The organism is Pseudomonas sp. P5_B3 (assembly GCF_056400405.1).
The window spans coordinates 1-16916 of sequence record NZ_JBFULI010000021.1; the positions used below are offsets into that span (position 1 = coordinate 1).

General features: G+C 60.8%; 16 protein-coding genes. 11 read left to right on the top strand and 5 right to left on the bottom strand.

Annotation, left to right across the window (positions count from 1 at the left end; genetic code table 11):
* Positions 1-246 precede the first annotated feature (246 nt).
* Together AC1DRN_RS14265 and AC1DRN_RS14270 are read left to right on the top strand one after the other, a co-directional pair.
* Positions 247-1161, top strand: a complete 915-nt coding sequence (locus tag AC1DRN_RS14265) for an alpha/beta hydrolase (RefSeq protein ID WP_223458316.1) — start codon at positions 247-249, stop codon at positions 1159-1161.
* Positions 1158-1487, top strand: a complete 330-nt coding sequence (locus AC1DRN_RS14270) for a PA3694 family proteiin (protein WP_223458318.1) — start codon at positions 1158-1160, stop codon at positions 1485-1487. The genes AC1DRN_RS14265 and AC1DRN_RS14270 overlap by 4 nt, the downstream gene beginning before the upstream one ends.
* A 137-nt stretch (positions 1488-1624) precedes the next feature.
* Here the strand turns inward: AC1DRN_RS14270 and lptF are convergent, their stop codons facing one another.
* The 3 genes from lptF to AC1DRN_RS14285 form a co-directional block, all read right to left on the bottom strand.
* Positions 1625-2422 (bottom strand): lipotoxin F family OmpA-related lipoprotein LptF, encoded by a 798-nt coding sequence (gene lptF, locus AC1DRN_RS14275; protein ID WP_223458320.1) that lies wholly within the window; start codon positions 2420-2422, stop codon positions 1625-1627.
* Positions 2423-2468: 46 nt separating this feature from the next.
* Positions 2469-2882: a DUF4398 domain-containing protein gene (locus tag AC1DRN_RS14280; RefSeq protein ID WP_223458323.1), complete on the bottom strand. Its 414-nt coding sequence runs from the start codon at positions 2880-2882 to the stop codon at positions 2469-2471.
* 307 nt (positions 2883-3189) lie between these two features.
* A complete protein-coding gene (locus AC1DRN_RS14285) occupies positions 3190-3534 on the bottom strand; it encodes a pilin assembly protein (protein ID WP_104450704.1) in 345 nt (114 codons plus the stop codon).
* A gap of 200 nt (positions 3535-3734) precedes the next feature.
* On the opposite strand from AC1DRN_RS14285, the gene ppc reads away from it, so the two are divergent.
* The 6 genes from ppc to AC1DRN_RS14315 all read left to right on the top strand — a co-directional run bounded on the left by ppc (position 3735) and on the right by AC1DRN_RS14315 (position 10347).
* Positions 3735-6365, top strand: a complete 2631-nt coding sequence (ppc, locus tag AC1DRN_RS14290; RefSeq protein WP_223458325.1) for a phosphoenolpyruvate carboxylase — start codon at positions 3735-3737, stop codon at positions 6363-6365.
* Positions 6366-6652: 287 nt separating this feature from the next.
* Entirely contained in the window at positions 6653-7300 is a 648-nt protein-coding gene (gene adk / locus AC1DRN_RS14295; protein ID WP_223458327.1) for an adenylate kinase, read from the top strand.
* Positions 7301-7393: 93 nt separating this feature from the next.
* A complete protein-coding gene (tsaB, locus tag AC1DRN_RS14300) occupies positions 7394-8068 on the top strand; it encodes a tRNA (adenosine(37)-N6)-threonylcarbamoyltransferase complex dimerization subunit type 1 TsaB (RefSeq protein ID WP_223458329.1) in 675 nt (224 codons plus the stop codon).
* A gap of 257 nt (positions 8069-8325) precedes the next feature.
* Complete coding sequence (locus AC1DRN_RS14305) at positions 8326-8631, top strand: hypothetical protein (RefSeq protein WP_223458331.1); 306 nt, start codon at positions 8326-8328, stop codon at positions 8629-8631.
* Positions 8631-9491 (top strand): DUF72 domain-containing protein, encoded by an 861-nt coding sequence (locus AC1DRN_RS14310; protein ID WP_223458333.1) that lies wholly within the window; start codon positions 8631-8633, stop codon positions 9489-9491. The genes AC1DRN_RS14305 and AC1DRN_RS14310 overlap by 1 nt, the downstream gene beginning before the upstream one ends.
* A 34-nt stretch (positions 9492-9525) precedes the next feature.
* Positions 9526-10347: an isocitrate lyase/PEP mutase family protein gene (locus AC1DRN_RS14315; RefSeq protein ID WP_223458335.1), complete on the top strand. Its 822-nt coding sequence runs from the start codon at positions 9526-9528 to the stop codon at positions 10345-10347.
* A gap of 3 nt (positions 10348-10350) precedes the next feature.
* Here the strand turns inward: AC1DRN_RS14315 and AC1DRN_RS14320 are convergent, their stop codons facing one another.
* Complete coding sequence (locus tag AC1DRN_RS14320) at positions 10351-10971, bottom strand: energy transducer TonB (RefSeq protein ID WP_223458337.1); 621 nt, start codon at positions 10969-10971, stop codon at positions 10351-10353.
* 93 nt (positions 10972-11064) lie between these two features.
* On the opposite strand from AC1DRN_RS14320, the gene AC1DRN_RS14325 reads away from it, so the two are divergent.
* Positions 11065-11847 (top strand): class I SAM-dependent methyltransferase, encoded by a 783-nt coding sequence (locus AC1DRN_RS14325; RefSeq protein ID WP_477786733.1) that lies wholly within the window; start codon positions 11065-11067, stop codon positions 11845-11847.
* A gap of 117 nt (positions 11848-11964) precedes the next feature.
* On the opposite strand, the gene AC1DRN_RS14330 is transcribed toward AC1DRN_RS14325, so the two are convergent.
* Positions 11965-12609 (bottom strand): TetR/AcrR family transcriptional regulator, encoded by a 645-nt coding sequence (locus tag AC1DRN_RS14330; RefSeq protein ID WP_223458338.1) that lies wholly within the window; start codon positions 12607-12609, stop codon positions 11965-11967.
* A 93-nt stretch (positions 12610-12702) separates the two neighbouring features.
* Here AC1DRN_RS14330 and AC1DRN_RS14335 point away from each other — a divergent pair, with 93 nt between their 5' ends.
* Both AC1DRN_RS14335 and AC1DRN_RS14340 read left to right on the top strand, forming a co-directional pair.
* Positions 12703-13803: an efflux RND transporter periplasmic adaptor subunit gene (locus AC1DRN_RS14335; RefSeq protein WP_223458341.1), complete on the top strand. Its 1101-nt coding sequence runs from the start codon at positions 12703-12705 to the stop codon at positions 13801-13803.
* A 6-nt stretch (positions 13804-13809) separates the two neighbouring features.
* Positions 13810-16875, top strand: a complete 3066-nt coding sequence (locus AC1DRN_RS14340; RefSeq protein ID WP_223458343.1) for an efflux RND transporter permease subunit — start codon at positions 13810-13812, stop codon at positions 16873-16875.
* Positions 16876-16916 lie beyond the last annotated feature (41 nt).

The following is a 16916-nucleotide window of genomic DNA, read 5'->3' on the forward strand; positions in this document are numbered from 1 at the left end:
GGTTCGGGGTAGAACAACAGCGAGCTGCAACCGTTCAAGACCAGGAGAAGGCAGAGGATGCCGAGGGTTCTCATCCGGTGAAACCTCGCAAAAAATGGATTGGAACACAATCCCCTGTGGGAGCGAGCTTGCTCGCGATGGCGGCATAACATTCAACATGGGTGCAAGCTGACAGATCGCTATCGCGAGCAAGCTCGCTCCCACAGGGGATTGTGTTCCAATCCATTTTTTGCGAGGTTTCACCGGATGAGAACCCTCGGCATCCTCTGCCTTCTCCTGGTCTTGAACGGTTGCAGCTCGCTGTTGTTCTACCCCGAACCCGGCCAGTTGTTCACTCCGGAAAAGGCCGGGCTCGAATACCGCACCATCACCCTGACCACCGCCGATAGCCTCAAGCTGAATGCGTGGTGGCTGCCGGCGAAGAAGGGTGTCGAGGTCAAAGGCACGGTGCTGCACCTGCACGGCAACGGCGGCAACCTGCCCATGCACCTCGGCGGCAGTTTCTGGTTGCCGAAAAATGGTTACCAGGTGTTGCTTGTGGACTATCGCGGTTACGGCTTGTCCGAAGGCGAACCGAGCTTGCCGGCGATCTATCAGGACATCGACGCCGCATTCGCCTGGCTGGACAAGGCGCCGCAGGTCAAGGGCAAGCCGTTGATCCTGCTCGGCCAGAGCCTTGGTGGCTCGATGGCCGTGCATTACCTGGTCCAGCACCCGGAACGGCAGAAACAACTCAAGGCCATCGTCCTCGATGGTGTCCCCGCCAGTTACCGCAGCGTGGGCCGGTTTGCCCTGAGCACCTCGTGGTTGACCTGGCCATTCCAGGTGCCGTTGTCGTGGCTGGTGCCCGACGGCGACAGCGCGATCAACTCCATGGCGCAACTCAAGGATGTGCCGAAACTGCTCTACCACAGCATCGATGATCCGATCGTGCCTCTTTCCAACGGCATCCGACTGTATCAAGCTGCGCCGCCGCCGCGGGTGCTGCAACTGACCCGTGGTGGTCATGTGCAGACGTTCGCCAACCCGGTCTGGCGCAAGGTCATGCTGCGTTATCTCGATGACCCGCAGCATTTCAACGGCCTGCGCCGGTTGGGTGAAATCCCCAACTACCCGGCACCCCCGAATTCAGAAACCGAACCACCAGAGAGTCCGCAATGAGTGAAGAACGTAACGCCATCCCGCTGATCATCACCGGTATCTGCAGCATCCTCGGCACCGTCGGCGCCCTGTGGTGGTACGGCTACCTGCACTTTGCCAAGCCTGAGGATGCGTTGCTGCTCAACGAATTCACCATGCTCAAGACCATTCCGGGCGAAGACTACAAAGTCTCCCTGGAACCGGCCGCCCAAGTGGCGCAGTGCATTGATGGGGTGCTGGTGCTGTTCGACATGGAACAGAAAGGCCTGACCGGCGTGCTGGTCGATGGCAAGAAAAAAGCCGTGCGCTGCATGGGGCAGGAAACGCCGCAGAAGCTGGAGCCGTAAGCTAAATCTGTGGCTATCAAAATCCCTTTGTGGGAGCGAGCTTGCTCGCGATGATGGCCTGACATTCAACACATGTGTTGTCTGACACTCCGCCATCGCGAGCAAGCTCGCTCCCACAGGTATTGTGTTGTGGCTGATTATTGGGTGTAAGAACTCACCGCCGAACGCGGCATCACTGGCTGACTGTCATTGGAAATGGTCACCTCCACCCGACGGTTCATCGCCCGACCCGAGGTACTGCTGTTATCCGCCACTGGGTACTCTTTGCCGTAACCCTGGGCGACGATCCGCGCCGGATCAACGCCCATCTTCACCAGCGCAGCACGTACGGAGCCTGCGCGACGTTCCGACAGCGACTGGTTGTGCGACGCCGTACCGGTGCTGTCGGTATAGCCCTCGACAATCACTTTGCGCTCGGGGTTTTCCTGTAGGTACTGCGCCAGTTTGTTGATGTTCGCCAGGCCGTTGGCTTTCAGCTCGGCCTTGTCGGTGGCGAACAGTACATCCCCGAAGGTCACCAGCGTCCCGCGATCGGTTTGCCTGGCGTTGAGGCTGTCCTTCAACTGTTTTATCTGCTGGTCCCGGGCGTCGAGGCGGGCCTGAGCCCGTTGCGCCGAGGCATCTTTCAGACTGGCCTCTGCGGTGCGCAGGGCGATGGTCTGCTTGGCCACTTCGACGCGCTGGTTGGACAAATAGGCAAGCTGGTCGACCTTGGCGGCGTCCTCCTTGTCCATGTAGGCCTTATCGGCCTTGTCCAGATAGTCGCTGGCTTCCTTGGTTTCCAGCGCCGCGACTTTGCTGGCCTGCGGATCGGCTTGCAGGCCGGTGTAGTTGCTGCGGGCCTGTTCGAGGTTGGCGTTCGGTGGTGTGGAGCAGGCCGCCAGGGCTACGGTGACAGCCAGCAGGGCAGGGATCATCAATTGATTGGGTTTCATGATTTCGTCCTTTTAGTCGAGTGGGAATGCGGGGGTGCCGCGCCGCTTACTGAACGGTGCGCTGGCTTTCCTGACGCAATTCCTGAACGCCTTTCTGCGCGTCCTTCACTGATTGTTCGGCCTTCATCGCCTGGGCCTTACGCTCGGCCACGCGAGCGTCCCACTCGGCCTGTTCGGCGAGCATCCGGGCCTGGTCATATTTCTTGTCGTGCATGGCGATTTCGGCTTGCTTGAGCTTGTCCTGGGCAGATTTCATTTCCACGGCGGCGAACTCGGTGCCGCCGGCGCTGACGGCGTCGTTGACGGCCGATTGGGTGACCGCGTACTGCTCGGTCGGCGGGTTACCGGCGCAGCCGGCCAGGACCAGGCAGCTGCCCAGGGCCAATGCCGCCAGTTTCAGGCTTTGCGAACAGGTAAATGAGGGGGTTCCGGTTCGGGTTTTCATGGTCTTCAACTCCATTGGGCCAATTCCTGAAAAACGTCGAAGTCCACCCTGGGCAAGGTACTGAAACCATCGATTGCGGGGTATTTTGAAACGCTCGTCCCAGGCGTGGTTACTTGGGTTGACCCGAGGCTTTTTTTGAAAGTTCAGAGAAATTAGTCAGCCATTGAAAAAGCCGTGATCGAATGGACAGGGCTCTAAGGCGGGGATTTACATGACGCGAAGCGCTATGCAGGACCTTTTACAGGTCCGTAGAAGCGCAATTTTCGAAGTGAAATACAGGCCAATGTGGGAGCGAGCTCGCTCCCACAGGTACAGCTGAAAATCAGTGCTTCTGTTTGTCGTCAGGCATCGACAAATCGTGCAAATGCCGACGTGACAGCGCCAGAAAGCGCGGGGTCGGTCCAATGTCTTCGTACAGTGGATCGCCTTCTTCATCGGTGGCGACCACGGTCGAGCCTTTGACGTACGGGAAGCTTCTTTCCAGCTCTTCCAGCGCGGCGCCGATCAGGTCGCCGAGCAGTTCTTCGGGATGCCGCTTGGGGTACATCTCGACGAGCGCGGCCAGCCGTGCGGCAGACTCCACGTCCAGATGAATCGAGTAGCCGGTGTCGGTCAGGCGACCTTTGGCGTTTTCTTCCCAGTGGTGGGCAAGCTCGCGGATTTTCATATTGACCTCATTGCGCTCCCGCTCGTGGCAGGCAGGGTGAGTGTCCGGCATTGGCCGGCGACAGCCATTGTGCGGCTTATCTTCAGACTAGCTTCAACAGGCAAGGTTTAAAGTCCCTTCGTCGTCTTGCTTGTAAGAACCCGTCTGGGGCGGCACTCTCTAGGTTCTTAGCCGCCCGGATTTTTGCTGGAGACCTGCTGATGACCGATATTGATGCACGCTTGCGCGAGGATGTTCACCTGCTGGGTGAGCTGTTGGGCAATACCATTCGTGAGCAATATGGCGACGGTTTTCTCGACAAGATCGAGCAGATCCGCAAGGGCGCCAAGGCTGACCGGCGCGGCTCCATGGACGCCGAGCTCAGCGCCAGCCTCAACCAGTTGACCGAAGACGAATTGCTGCCGGTGGCGCGGGCGTTCAACCAGTTTCTCAACCTGGCCAATATCGCCGAGCAATATCAGTTGATTCACCGCCGCGAGGAATCCCAAGAGGCGCCGTTCGAAGCCCGGGTACTGCCGGAGTTGCTCGCGCGTCTGCGCGCCGAGGGGCATGGCGCCGACGCGCTGGCCCGGCAACTGGGTCGGCTGGAGATCGAACTGGTACTTACGGCGCATCCCACCGAAGTTGCACGCCGCACGCTGATCCAGAAGTACGACGCCATCGCCGCGCAACTGGCGGCTCAGGATCACCGCGATCTGACCGGTGCCGAGCGCGAGCAGATCAAGACCACCTTGCAACGCCTGATCGCCGAAGCCTGGCACACCGAGGAAATCCGCCGCACGCGCCCCACGCCGGTGGACGAAGCCAAGTGGGGTTTCGCGGTGATCGAGCATTCGCTGTGGCAGGCCATTCCCAATTATCTGCGCAAGGCCGATCAGGCCCTGCACGCCGCCACCGGCCTGCGCTTGCCATTGGAGGCCGCGCCGATTCGCTTTGCCTCGTGGATGGGCGGCGACCGCGACGGCAACCCGAACGTGACGGCAGCGGTGACCCGAGAGGTTTTACTGTTGGCGCGCTGGATGGCAGCCGATTTGTACCTGCGCGATGTCGATCGCCTGGCCGCTGAGCTGTCGATGCAGCAGGCCAGCGAGGAATTGAAGGCCAAGGCGGGAGACAGCGCCGAACCTTACCGGGCAGTGCTCAAACAGCTGCGCGAACGCCTGCGGGCGACGCGCAACTGGGCACACGCCGCCTTGTCGACGCCAACGCCGGCACCGGTCGACGTGCTGCAAAACAACCGCGAACTGCTCGATCCGCTGGAGCTTTGCTACCACTCTTTGCACGAGTGCGGCATGGGCGTGATCGCCGACGGGCCGTTGCTCGATTGCCTGCGCCGGGCAGTGACGTTCGGACTGTTCCTGGTTCGTCTGGATGTGCGCCAGGACTCGTCGCGGCACACCGCGGCGATGACCGAAATCACCGACTACCTTGGCCTGGGAAGCTACGAGGACTGGAGCGAGGAAGAGCGCATCGCCTTTCTGATGCGCGAATTGAGCAATCGTCGTCCCTTGTTGCCGGCGTACTTCAAACCTGGCGCCGACACCGCCGAGGTCTTGGCGACCTGCCGGGAAGTCGCCGCTGCGCCTGAGGCATCCCTCGGGTCCTACGTGATTTCCATGGCCGGTGCGGCTTCCGATGTACTGGCCGTGCAGTTATTGCTCAAAGAGTCCGGCGTGTTGCGGCCGATGCGCGTGGTGCCGCTGTTTGAAACCCTGGCCGACCTCGACAATGCCGGCCCGGTGATCGAAAAGCTGCTGCTGTTGCCCGGCTATCGCGCGCGCCTGCAAGGGCCGCAGGAAGTGATGATCGGCTACTCCGACTCGGCCAAGGACGCCGGCACCACGGCGGCGGCCTGGGCGCAGTACCGGGCACAGGAACGTTTGGTGGACATCTGTCGTGCGCAGCAAGTGGAACTGCTGTTGTTCCACGGTCGCGGTGGCACCGTGGGGCGAGGCGGCGGCCCGGCCCATGCGGCGATCCTGTCGCAGCCACCGGGTTCGGTGGCGGGGCGTTTCCGCACCACCGAACAGGGCGAAATGATTCGATTCAAATTTGGCTTGCCGGACATCGCCGAACAGAACCTCAACCTGTACCTGGCCGCCGTGCTGGAGGCGACCTTGCTGCCTCCGCCGCCACCTACGCCCGAGTGGCGCCATTTGATGGACGAACTGGCCGCAGACGGTGTCAGTGCTTACCGCGCCGTGGTGCGGGAAAATCCACAGTTCGTTGAGTATTTCCGCCAGTCCACGCCGGAACAGGAGCTCGGTCGTTTGCCACTGGGCAGTCGTCCGGCCAAGCGCCGGGCCGGGGGGATCGAAAGCCTGCGGGCGATTCCGTGGATTTTCGGCTGGACCCAAACGCGCCTGATGCTGCCGGCCTGGCTGGGTTGGGAAGCGGCCCTGAGCAAGGCCCTGGAGCGTGGCGAAGGCGAACTGCTGGGGCAGATGCGTGAGCAGTGGCCGTTCTTCCGCACCCGCATCGACATGCTGGAAATGGTCCTGGCCAAGGCCGATGCCGACATTGCGCGGTCCTACGATGAGCGTCTGGTGGAGCCGAATCTGTTGCCATTGGGTGCGCACTTACGCGACCTATTGTCGCAGGCGTGCGCCATCGTTCTCGGCCTGACCGGGCAGTCGCAGCTGCTGGCACATAGCCCGGCGACCCTTGAGTTCATCCGCTTGCGCAACACCTACCTTGACCCGCTTCATCTATTGCAGGCCGAGTTGCTGGCCCGTTCGCGACAACAGGACGTAGCGCAGGGCAGCCCGGTAGAACAGGCCTTGCTGGTGTCTGTGGCAGGGATTGCCGCCGGTTTGCGAAACACCGGCTAAGATTTTTGCCGTGGGTCAGGCATCCGGCAGGTGAGCCGGGTGCCGCCGTATGACGGGTTGAAAAGTGCTGTCAGGCGACAGTTAATGATGGGGTTGCGACTTGGCAAACCGCGCGCAATGGTCGCAAGAGGCAGCGGTTTCTCCGACTTTTGGCGTCTTGTGTGGGCGCAGCCTGCTGTGTATCTTGATCAGCCTTTGGCCGTTTGGGCGGTCACGACCCTATTTTTGAGATTGGCCCAATGAGGCGAATCTGACGTTATCCATATAAAAAATTGAGGAGCACATCGATGCGCGTCATTCTGCTGGGAGCTCCCGGGGCCGGTAAAGGTACTCAGGCTAAGTTCATCACCGAAAAATTCGGCATTCCGCAAATCTCCACCGGCGACATGCTGCGTGCAGCGGTCAAGGCCGGCACCGAGCTGGGCATCAAGGCCAAGGGCATCATGGATGCCGGTGGCCTGGTGTCCGATGACCTGATCATCGCACTGGTCAAGGACCGCATCGCCCAGTCCGACTGCGCCAACGGTTTCCTGTTCGACGGCTTCCCGCGCACCATTCCCCAGGCTGAAGCCCTGGTGACGGCCGGCGTCGAGCTGGATGCAGTGGTTGAAATCGCCGTCGAAGACGAAGAAATCGTCCAGCGTATCGCCGGTCGCCGCGTTCACGAGGCCAGCGGCCGCGTGTACCACATCGTCTACAATCCGCCGAAAGTGGCCGGTAAAGACGACGTCACCGGTGAAGATCTGGTGCAGCGCAAGGACGACACCGAAGAAACCGTGCGTCATCGCCTGTCGGTCTACCACTCCCAGACCAAGCCGCTGGTGGATTTCTACCAGAAGCTGGCGGCTGCCAATGGCAAGCCGCAGTACAGCCATATCGAAGGCGTCGGTTCGGTTGAAGCAATCACCACCAAGGTACTTGCGGCCCTGAGCTGAAAAGTCTGATCCGCAGCATCATCCACGGCCCGCTTGCGGGCCGTAGTTGTTTATACTGACGCACTTTTTCTGACCTCTCTTGTGGAAACATTGATGAGCACCTTGCTGGCCCTGGACACCGCGACTGAAGCTTGCTCCGTTGCCTTGCTGCATGACGGCAAGGTCACGAGCCATTACGAGGTGATCCCGCGCCTGCATGCGCAGAAGCTGTTGCCGATGATCAAGCAATTGCTGGCCGATGCCGGGACCACCCTGCAAGCGGTCGATGCCATCGCGTTTGGCCGTGGCCCGGGCGCCTTCACCGGCGTACGCATCGCCATCGGCGTGGTGCAAGGCCTGGCGTTTGCCCTGGATCGCCCGGTGTTGCCGGTGTCGAACCTGGCCGTGCTGGCGCAACGTGCGTTGCGCGAACACGGCGCCACTCAGGTGGCCGCTGCCATCGATGCGCGCATGGATGAAGTGTATTGGGGTTGCTACCGCGAAACGGCCGGGGAGATGCGCCTTGTGGGTGCTGAAGCGGTACTGCCGCCGGAGTCCGCTGCATTGCCGGCCGATGCCGACGGCGAGTGGTTCGGCGCAGGCACCGGTTGGGGTTATGGCGAGCGTATCGCCGTCAGCCTGAGCGGGCAGGATGCGGGCATGTTGCCCCACGCTCAAGACTTGCTGACCCTGGCGCGGTTTGCCTGGGAACGTGGTGAGGGGATCGTGGCCGATGAGGCGCAGCCGGTTTATCTGCGTGACAAGGTGGCGACGCCTAAAGCGCGATAGATCCTATACCGAGTTGTACCTATCGCGAGCAAGCTCGCTCCCACAGTGATTGGGGTTGTCCACAGGATTTGTGAACACATCTGTCCCCTGTGGGAGCGAGCTTGCTCGCGATGCGATCTACCAGTTATAGCCAATCATCAGTTTCTAACCCCAGCTTTTAAACCTTTTGCCTTTTATGTGTTCTAGTTATCACTCGGCGGTTTGCGAAGTGGAAAATGCGCCACTAAACTGCCATCACTGATTCCGAGTATGCACGCATGCGTATAGACGGCGCCTCTTCTCAGTCCTACCCCATCAAGCGCAAACCTCGCCAAGGCCGCGTGGTGGAAGACGACGTCATTGATATCGACGGCGAGCTGGAATTCCCGACTGAAGAGCAACTGGCTGCCCGCGCCGCCAGAGCCTCTGCGCAAAAACTGAGCAATCTTCCCGCCCGTCAGCAAGACATGATTTACCACCGTGCCATGAGCAAAAGCGTGGCGACAGCCCTGGCCAGCTACCTGAGCACCGCCGGTTTTGTCGATTGGGAAGCGGATGTGCTGGGTCTCGACCTGTACATCTGATGTTGCTGCCGTATTACCTCGGTTGTCCGTCCTGGAGCGAGAACGCCTGGCGCGACTACCTGTATCCGCCGGACGCCAAACCCGCCGATTTTCTTGATCTCTATTCCCAGGTTTTCAATGCCGTGGAAGGCAACACGACCTTCTATGCGAGCCCGGCTGCCAGCACCGTGCAGCGTTGGGCCGATACCATGCCCGAACATTTTCGTTTCACCGCCAAGTTTCCCGGCGAGATCAGCCACGGTGGAGACCTGCGCGAGCAGCTGACCGCCGCCGAAACCTTCGTGCAATTGCTCAGCCCTCTCGGCGAGCGGGTCTCGCCACTGTGGTTACAGCTGTCGAAAAGCTTCACGCCCCAACGTTTGCCCGAACTGGCCGGATTTATTGATGCCATGCAGCGGCCGCTGGCCGTGGAAGTGCGGCATGACGAGTTTTTCGCCAAGGGTGACAGCGAGCGAATGCTCAACCGTCTGCTGCTGGATCGTGGAGTCGAACGCATCTGTCTCGATCCCCGTGCGCTGTTCAGTTGCACCTCGACCGAACCTTCGGTGCTCCACGCTCAATCGAAGAAACCCCGTGTGCCACCGCGTCCGGCGGCATTCACGCAATGCCCGCAGGTGCGTTTTATCGGCCATCCGACGCTTGAGGCCAACGACACGTTCCTGGAACCGTGGGTCGAAAAAATCGCGGTGTGGATCGAAGAAGGCCGCACGCCGTATATTTTCCTGCACACCGCCGACAACCTGCTGGCCGCGAAGCTGGCGCAGCGTTTTCATGCCCGGCTGATGCTGCGTTTGCCTGGCTTGCCGGCGCTGCCTGAGCTATACAGAGAACCCGCCATCGAGCAACTTGGCCTGCTCTGAGGCGGATTCTTTCCCCTCTTCAGGAGCCTGCCCAATGGATGCGCAAACCCTTCGAGCCCAAGCGTTCAAAGCCCTTCACGAACGCCCCGGGGCTTTTGTGATTCCCAATCCGTGGGACGCCGGCTCGGCGAAAATGCTTGCCAGCCTCGGCTTCGAGGCGCTGGCGACCACCAGTGCCGGTTATGCCTTTTCCCAGGGCCGTGCCGATGGCGGATTGACCCTCGACGATACCCTGCTGAACGTTCAGGCGATTGTCGCCGCCACCGATTTGCCGGTTGCCGTGGACCTGGAAAACGGCTTTGCCGACAACCCGGCCGACTGCGCGAAAAGCATCTTGCGCGCAGCAGGGGCCGGTGCCGTCGGTGGTTCGATCGAAGATGCCACCGGCCGCGAAGAAGGCCCGATCTACTGTTTCGAACACGCCGTGGCGCGAATCGAGGCCGCTGTGGCTGCCGCTCGCAGTTTGCCGTTCCACTTTACGTTGACTGCCCGGGCGGAAAACTTCCTGCACGGCAATCCCGATCTGGCCGACACCATCCGCCGCTTGCAGGCATTCGCCGAGGCCGGTGCCGACGTGCTCTACGCGCCGGGCCTGCGCAGCGCCGAGGATGTGTTGGCGGTGGTGCGCGCCATGGCGCCCAAACCGGTGAATGTGTTGATGTCGGGGGGCTTGAAGCTGACGGTCGCGCAGTTGGGTGAGATGGGCGTCAAGCGCATCAGCGTCGGTTCGGCGCTGGCACTGGCGGCCTATGGCGAATTCTTTCGCGCCGCCGAAGAAATCCAGACGTCAGGCACGTTCGGTTTCACCTCCCGGTCGATGCCGTACCAGAAGGCCAATCAATTCTTCAAAGGCTGAAGGTCAGGCGGCGATACGCAGGTTCTGCAAGATGATCGGGCGGGCCCAGCCATTATCGAAATCGAGTTGTTTCTGCTGCTCCATCAGTTCTTGCGGCGAGAACGGCGGGAACGGCTTGTCGAGCAGGTCGAGTTCGAATTTGGCAATAGGCAAGTGCAGCGGACGCGGTTGCGGGGCAGGGCCTGCTTCGTATACCGGCTGACCGGCTTTCAGCACGATCGGGCGAACCCAGCCGCTTTCGAAGTCCTGCTGTTTTTGCTGGGCGACGATTTCATCCGTCGGGAACGGTGGACGTGGTTTGTCTGCCAGGTCCATTTCGAATTCGGCAATCGGCAGGAACAGTGGCTCGGGCGGGCGGATTACATTGTCTTTCACCTCGCATTCGCGCTGGGACAGGATGTGCTCCAGCAGCTCGCTGCCGACGGTCGGCTCGACAGGGCTTTCGAGATCGACCGGTGGAAAGTTCAGCGATTGCGGCAGCACTTCACCCGACTGTTCAGCCAGCGCCCGGGCAAAGAAATCCTGCCAGATGTGGCTGACGCCGCTCAGTGCCTGGGTGTTTCGCAGGTTGTAGTCGCCGTAGGGCGAGATAAAACCTGTGAATGTGGGTTGAATGTCTGACATTTCTCTCGGTCGACGCTCAGCTCTGGCAAAATGCTCGATAGTTTTGTTATCGGCCGTTTTTGCCGATCATTAATTTTTTGAGCGTGTTTTCCGATGATTGATCAACCTGCGGCCTGCCGCATCCATGTCCAGGCCCTGGACGCGGCTTTTGAGCCACAAGCCGAGCAATGGGCCGAGCGCCTGGGCTTGCCGATGCAAGTGGTGGACGGCGAATTCGCCTTGCAGGTGGGCGATCAGGGTTTGCAGTTGCAACAGCTGGGGCCGGATGCGCCAGGCCCGGTGCGGGTGGACTTCGTCGAGGGCGGTGCGGCCCATCGCCGGTTGTACGGCGGCGGCAGCGGGCAGATGATCGCCAAGGCTGTTGGCATCGCTCAAGGCGTGCGTCCGCGGGTGCTGGATGCCACGGCGGGGCTGGGTAAAGACGCGTTCGTGCTGGCCAGCCTCGGTTGCGAGATGAGCCTGATCGAGCGTCAGCCGCTGATTGGTGCCTTGCTGGAAGACGGTCTGGCCCGTGGCGCGGAAGATTTCGACGTGGCGCCGATCGTGGCGCGCATGCACTTGCTCAAGGGCAATTCGATCGAGGTGATGCGTAACTGGGAAGGCGAGCCGCCGCAGGTGATCTATCTCGACCCGATGTTCCCGCATCGTGAGAAAACTGCGCTGGTGAAGAAGGAAATGCGCCTGTTCCGGCCGCTGGTGGGCGATGACCCGGATGCGCCGGCATTGCTCGAAGCCGCCTTGGCCCTGGCCAGCCACCGGGTGGTGGTCAAGCGCCCGCGCAAGGCACCGTGCATCGACGGGCCGAAGCCGAGCCATGCGCTGGATGGCAAGTCCAGTCGGTATGACATTTATCCGAAGAAGGMGCTCAAGCCGTAGGACCGAGTCGCCCCAATCGCGAGCAGGCTCGCTCCTACAGGGATCTATGGTGTTGCATAGAGCCAGTGTAGGAGCGAGCCTGCTCGCGATAGCTTTAGCCCGGACACTGCAAATCCATCAGGCATGCTCAGGCCGATAAGCCCGCATAAACAACCCCACCACTTCCCGCACATGGCTCTCCGCCGCCTCGCCAACCGGCGGCTCGCCGCAGCCATACAGCAAGCGGAAATTCCCGGCGCCCTTGAGCAGGCAGAAGAAGTGCTCGGCCGCGTTGTGCGGCTTGTCGATGCGCAGCACACCGCTTTCATCGATCTTGCTCAGCAGGCGTTCCATGCCATGCAGCATGCGCTCCGGCCCGGCTTCGAAGAATATCTGCGACAGCTTTGGGTCCTGGCTGCCCAGGGTCATCATCAAGCGGTGCAGGTTCACTGATTCATCACTGTTGATCAGTTGATGAAAACCGCGCGCGATGTTCAGCAGCACGGTTTCCACCGCCGCGCCTTCCGGCAATTCGAAAAACAGCGGTGGTAACTGCTCCTCGCACTTGGCCATCACGGCGGCGGAGAACAGCGTCTCCTTGTCGTTGAAGTGGCTGTAGACCGTCAGCTTTGACACACCGGCCTCGGCTGCGACGGCATCCATGCTGGTATTGGCATAACCCTTACTCAGAAACAGCGCTTTGGCCGCATCGAGAATCGCCTGGCGCTTGACCAAATCCTTGGGTCTGCCTGGGCCACTGGGTGCTGAAAGATTGTTTGGCATATTCGTTTTTATTACTGGACTGGTGAGTTTGCTATTAATAACATACTGCTCAGTATAATTATTCAAAGCACCATTAGCGAAAGGTCCTTCACCATGTTCCGCTATGCCTTGCCCCTCGCGTTGCCAATCACCCTGGCTTTTTTATTGTCTGCGTGCGGTCACGAAGAGGCGCCGCAGGTTAGTGTGCGTCCGGCCATGGTGGTCCAGCCAGAGCCTTCGGCGCAGTCGATGGAAAGCTATCCCGGTGAAGTTCGCGCGCGTTATGAGCCGGACCTGGCGTTCCGTATCGGCGGCAAAGTCAGCCGACGACTGGTCGAGGAGGGGCAGCGGGTCAAGGCCGATCAACCCTTGGCGGAGCTCGACCCCCAGGATGTGCGCCTGCAACTGGAGGCCACTCGCGCCCAGGTCGCCGCCGCCGAAGCCAATCTGAATCTGGTGCGTTCCGAGCGTGATCGCTACAAGACCCTGATGGAACGCCAGCTGGTCAGCCGCTCGCAGTACGACAACGCCGAAAACCTCTACCGCTCCGGCGAAGCGCGCCTCAAGCAAATCAAAGCCGAATTCAACGTTTCCAATAACCAGGCCAGTTATGCCGTGTTGCGTGCGCCGCAGGACGGTGTCGTGGCCAAGCGTCTGGTGGAAGTCGGGCAAGTCGTGGCCGCCGGGCAAACGGTGTTCACACTGGCTACCGATGGCGAGCGTGAAGTCTTGATCAGCCTGCCAGAGCAGAATTTCGGTCGCTTCAAGGTCGGTGAGCCGGTGTCGGTGGAACTCTGGACTCAACCCGATCAGCGATTTGAAGGGCGTATCCGTGAGCTGTCGCCGTCGGCTGATCCAAAATCCCGCACCTTCGCGGCCCGCATTGCCTTCAGTTCCGGCAAGGTTCCTGTCGAGCTGGGCCAGAGCGCCCGAGTGTTCGTGCAGGCCGCCGACGTGGTCCCACTGTCCGTTCCGCTGTCTGCGCTGACGGCGGAAAACGGCGTGACCTATGTCTGGGTCGTCAGCGCCAACAACACCTTGAAGAGAACCCCGGTGCGAATCGGTGCCTTTGGCGAAAAAACCGTACCGGTACTTGAAGGGCTCAACGCCAGCGACTGGGTGGTGGCCGCCGGTGTCCATGTGCTTCTCGAAGGGCAGCAGGTGCGCCCGGTGGACCGCTCCAATCGCGTGGTCAATCTGGCGGACAAGGAGTAAGCCCCGATGCGCTTCAACGTTTCCGAATGGGCGCTGCGTAATCGCCAGATCGTACTGTTCCTGATGCTGTTACTGGCCATTGTCGGCGCACTTTCCTACACCAAGCTCGGCCAGAGTGAGGACCCGCCGTTCACCTTCAAGGCCATGGTGATTCGCACCAACTGGCCGGGAGCGACCGCCGAGGAAGTCTCGCGCCAGGTCACCGAACGTATCGAAAAGAAACTGATGGAAACCGGCGAGTATGAGCGCATCGTGTCGTTCTCCCGCCCCGGTGAATCCCAGGTGACCTTCATCGCCCGCGACTCCATGCACTCGGTGGAGATCCCGGAGCTCTGGTATCAGGTGCGCAAGAAAGTCAGCGACATCCGTCATACCCTGCCGCCGGGGATTCAGGGGCCGTTTTTCAACGATGAGTTCGGCACCACTTTCGGCAATATCTACGCCCTGACCGGTGACGGTTTCGACTACGCCGTGCTCAAGGATTACGCCGACCGCATCCAGATCCAGCTGCAACGGGTCAAGGATGTGGGCAAGGTCGAACTGCTGGGCTTGCAGGACGAGAAAATCTGGATCGAACTCTCCAACGTCAAACTCGCCACCCTCGGCTTGCCGCTGGCGGCTGTCCAGCAAGCCCTTGAAGAACAGAACGCGGTGTCCACGGCAGGTTTCTTCGAGACCAGCAGCGAGCGATTGCAGCTACGGGTAACGGGGAATTTTCAGACGGTCGACGAGATCAAGAGCTTTCCGATCCGCGTCGGTGATCGCACCTTCCGCATCTCCGACGTGGCCGACGTGCGCCGTGGTTTCAACGATCCACCGGCGCCGCGCATGCGCTTCATGGCGCAAGACGCCATCGGCCTGGCGGTGGCGATGAAGGACGGCGGTGACATTCTGGTGCTGGGCAAGGCGCTGGAAGTCGAGTTCGCCCGCATCCAGAAAAACCTCCCGACCGGTATGGAACTGCGCAAAGTCTCCGACCAACCGGCTGCGGTGAAAACCGGTGTTGGCGAGTTCGTGCAAGTGCTGGTCGAGGCGCTGGCCATTGTGTTGCTGGTGAGCTTCTTCTCCCTGGGCGTACGCACCGGCATGGTGGTGGCCCTGGCGATTCCGCTGGTGCTGGCGATGACTTTTGCCTGCATGTATTACCTCGGCATCGGCCTGCACAAGATTTCTCTCGGCGCTTTGGTACTGGCCCTGGGTTTGCTGGTGGACGACGCGATCATCGCCGTGGAAATGATGGCGATCAAAATGGAGCAGGGCTTCGACCGGGTCAAAGCGGCGAGTTATGCCTGGACCAGCACCGCGTTCCCGATGCTCACCGGTACGCTGATCACCGCGGCCGGCTTCCTGCCGATCGCCACGGCGCAATCGGGCACGGGCGAATACACCCGATCGATCTTCGAGGTGGTCACCATCGCGCTGTTGGCGTCGTGGGTGGCCGCGGTGGTCTTCGTGCCGTATCTGGGGGAAAAACTCCTGCCAGACCTGGCGAAAATCCATGCAGCCAAGCATGGCGCCGGCCAACCCGATCCGTATGGCACACCGTTCTATCAGCGCGTCCGGCGTCTGGTGGAGTGGTGCGTGCGCTGGCGTAAAACCGTGATCACGGCGACCGTGGTGTTGTTCATCGCCTCCATCGTATTGTTCAAGTTTGTGCCGCAGCAGTTCTTCCCGGCATCGGGTCGCCTGGAGTTGATGATCGACCTGAAACTGGCCGAAGGCGCTTCGCTGAGCAACACCGCCGACGAGGTCAAACGCCTCGAAGCGCTGCTCAAGGACAATACCGGGATCGACAATTACGTGGCCTACGTCGGCACCGGTTCGCCACGTTTCTACCTGCCGCTGGATCAGCAACTGCCGGCGGCGAGCTTCGCCCAGTTTGTTGTCCTGGCGAAAACCATTGAAGAGCGGGAAACCCTGCGCACCTGGTTGATCTCAACCCTCAACGAGCAATTCCCGGCCCTGCGCTCGCGGGTCACGCGTCTGGAAAACGGTCCGCCAGTTGGCTATCCGGTACAGTTCCGCGTGACCGGGGAGCACATCGAGGAGGTGCGGGCGCTGGCACGTAAAGTCGCGGCCAAGGTTCGCGAGAACCCGCATGTGGTCAACGTCCACCTGGACTGGGAAGAACCGAGCAAGGTGGTGTACCTGAACATCGATCAGGACCGTGCGCGGGCGCTGGGCGTGAGCACGGCGAACCTGTCGAGGTTCCTGCAAAGCTCCCTGACCGGTTCCAGTGTCAGCCAGTACCGCGAAGACAACGAGTTGATCGAGATCCTGTTGCGCGGCACCTTGCATGAGCGCACCGAGTTGTCATTGCTGCCGAGCCTGGCGGTACCGACCGATAACGGTCGCAGCGTCGCGCTGTCGCAGATCGCGACCCTGGAGTACGGCTTCGAAGAGGGCGTCATCTGGCACCGCAATCGCCTGCCCAATGTGACGGTACGCGCCGACATCTATGACAAGGAGCAACCGGCGACGCTGGTGCAGCAAATCATGCCGACCCTCGATCCGATTCGCGCTGAATTGCCGGACGGCTACTTGCTGGATGTCGGCGGCACGGTGGAAGACTCCGCGCGCGGACAAAATTCGGTGAAGGCCGGGGTGCCGTTGTTCATCGTGGTGGTGTTGACCTTGCTGATGCTGCAACTGCGAAGTTTTTCGCGTACGGCGATGGTGTTTCTGACGGCGCCGCTGGGGTTGATCGGGGTGACGCTGTTTCTGTTGGTGTTCCGCCAGCCGTTCGGTTTCGTGGCCATGCTGGGGACCATCGCGTTGTCCGGGATGATCATGCGTAACTCGGTGATTCTGGTGGACCAGATCGAGCAGGATATTGCTGCGGGGCTTAAGCCTTGGCAGGCGATTATCGAGGCTACGGTGCGGCGGTTTCGGCCGATTGTGTTGACGGCACTTGCCGCCGTTTTGGCGATGATTCCGTTGTCGCGCAGTGTGTTTTTCGGGCCGATGGCGGTGGCGATCATGGGGGGGTTGATTGTGGCGACGGCGTTGACGCTGCTGTTTTTGCCTGCCCTTTATGCTGCCTGGTTTCGGGTTCGCAAAGAGTCGGTTTGAGGGTTTGAGCATGGCGGCCTGCCAGCCGATCTGTCTCTCTC

What these genes read in the sequence shown, in the direction of transcription:
- AC1DRN_RS14270 (WP_223458318.1), top strand. Translation starts at nt 1,158, where the DNA reads ATGAGTGAAGAACGTAACGCCATCCCGCTGATCATCACCGGTATCTGC.
- AC1DRN_RS14310 (WP_223458333.1), top strand. Translation starts at nt 8,631, where the DNA reads ATGTTGCTGCCGTATTACCTCGGTTGTCCGTCCTGGAGCGAGAACGCC.
- AC1DRN_RS14340 (WP_223458343.1), top strand. Translation starts at nt 13,810, where the DNA reads ATGCGCTTCAACGTTTCCGAATGGGCGCTGCGTAATCGCCAGATCGTA.
- AC1DRN_RS14265 (WP_223458316.1), top strand. Translation starts at nt 247, where the DNA reads ATGAGAACCCTCGGCATCCTCTGCCTTCTCCTGGTCTTGAACGGTTGC.
- AC1DRN_RS14315 (WP_223458335.1), top strand. Translation starts at nt 9,526, where the DNA reads ATGGATGCGCAAACCCTTCGAGCCCAAGCGTTCAAAGCCCTTCACGAA.
- AC1DRN_RS14330 (WP_223458338.1), bottom strand. Translation starts at nt 12,609, where the DNA reads ATGCCAAACAATCTTTCAGCACCCAGTGGCCCAGGCAGACCCAAGGAT.
- lptF (WP_223458320.1), bottom strand. Translation starts at nt 2,422, where the DNA reads ATGAAACCCAATCAATTGATGATCCCTGCCCTGCTGGCTGTCACCGTA.
- AC1DRN_RS14335 (WP_223458341.1), top strand. Translation starts at nt 12,703, where the DNA reads ATGTTCCGCTATGCCTTGCCCCTCGCGTTGCCAATCACCCTGGCTTTT.
- AC1DRN_RS14280 (WP_223458323.1), bottom strand. Translation starts at nt 2,882, where the DNA reads ATGGAGTTGAAGACCATGAAAACCCGAACCGGAACCCCCTCATTTACC.
- ppc (WP_223458325.1), top strand. Translation starts at nt 3,735, where the DNA reads ATGACCGATATTGATGCACGCTTGCGCGAGGATGTTCACCTGCTGGGT.
- AC1DRN_RS14305 (WP_223458331.1), top strand. Translation starts at nt 8,326, where the DNA reads ATGCGTATAGACGGCGCCTCTTCTCAGTCCTACCCCATCAAGCGCAAA.
- tsaB (WP_223458329.1), top strand. Translation starts at nt 7,394, where the DNA reads ATGAGCACCTTGCTGGCCCTGGACACCGCGACTGAAGCTTGCTCCGTT.
- adk (WP_223458327.1), top strand. Translation starts at nt 6,653, where the DNA reads ATGCGCGTCATTCTGCTGGGAGCTCCCGGGGCCGGTAAAGGTACTCAG.
- AC1DRN_RS14285 (WP_104450704.1), bottom strand. Translation starts at nt 3,534, where the DNA reads ATGAAAATCCGCGAGCTTGCCCACCACTGGGAAGAAAACGCCAAAGGT.
- AC1DRN_RS14320 (WP_223458337.1), bottom strand. Translation starts at nt 10,971, where the DNA reads ATGTCAGACATTCAACCCACATTCACAGGTTTTATCTCGCCCTACGGC.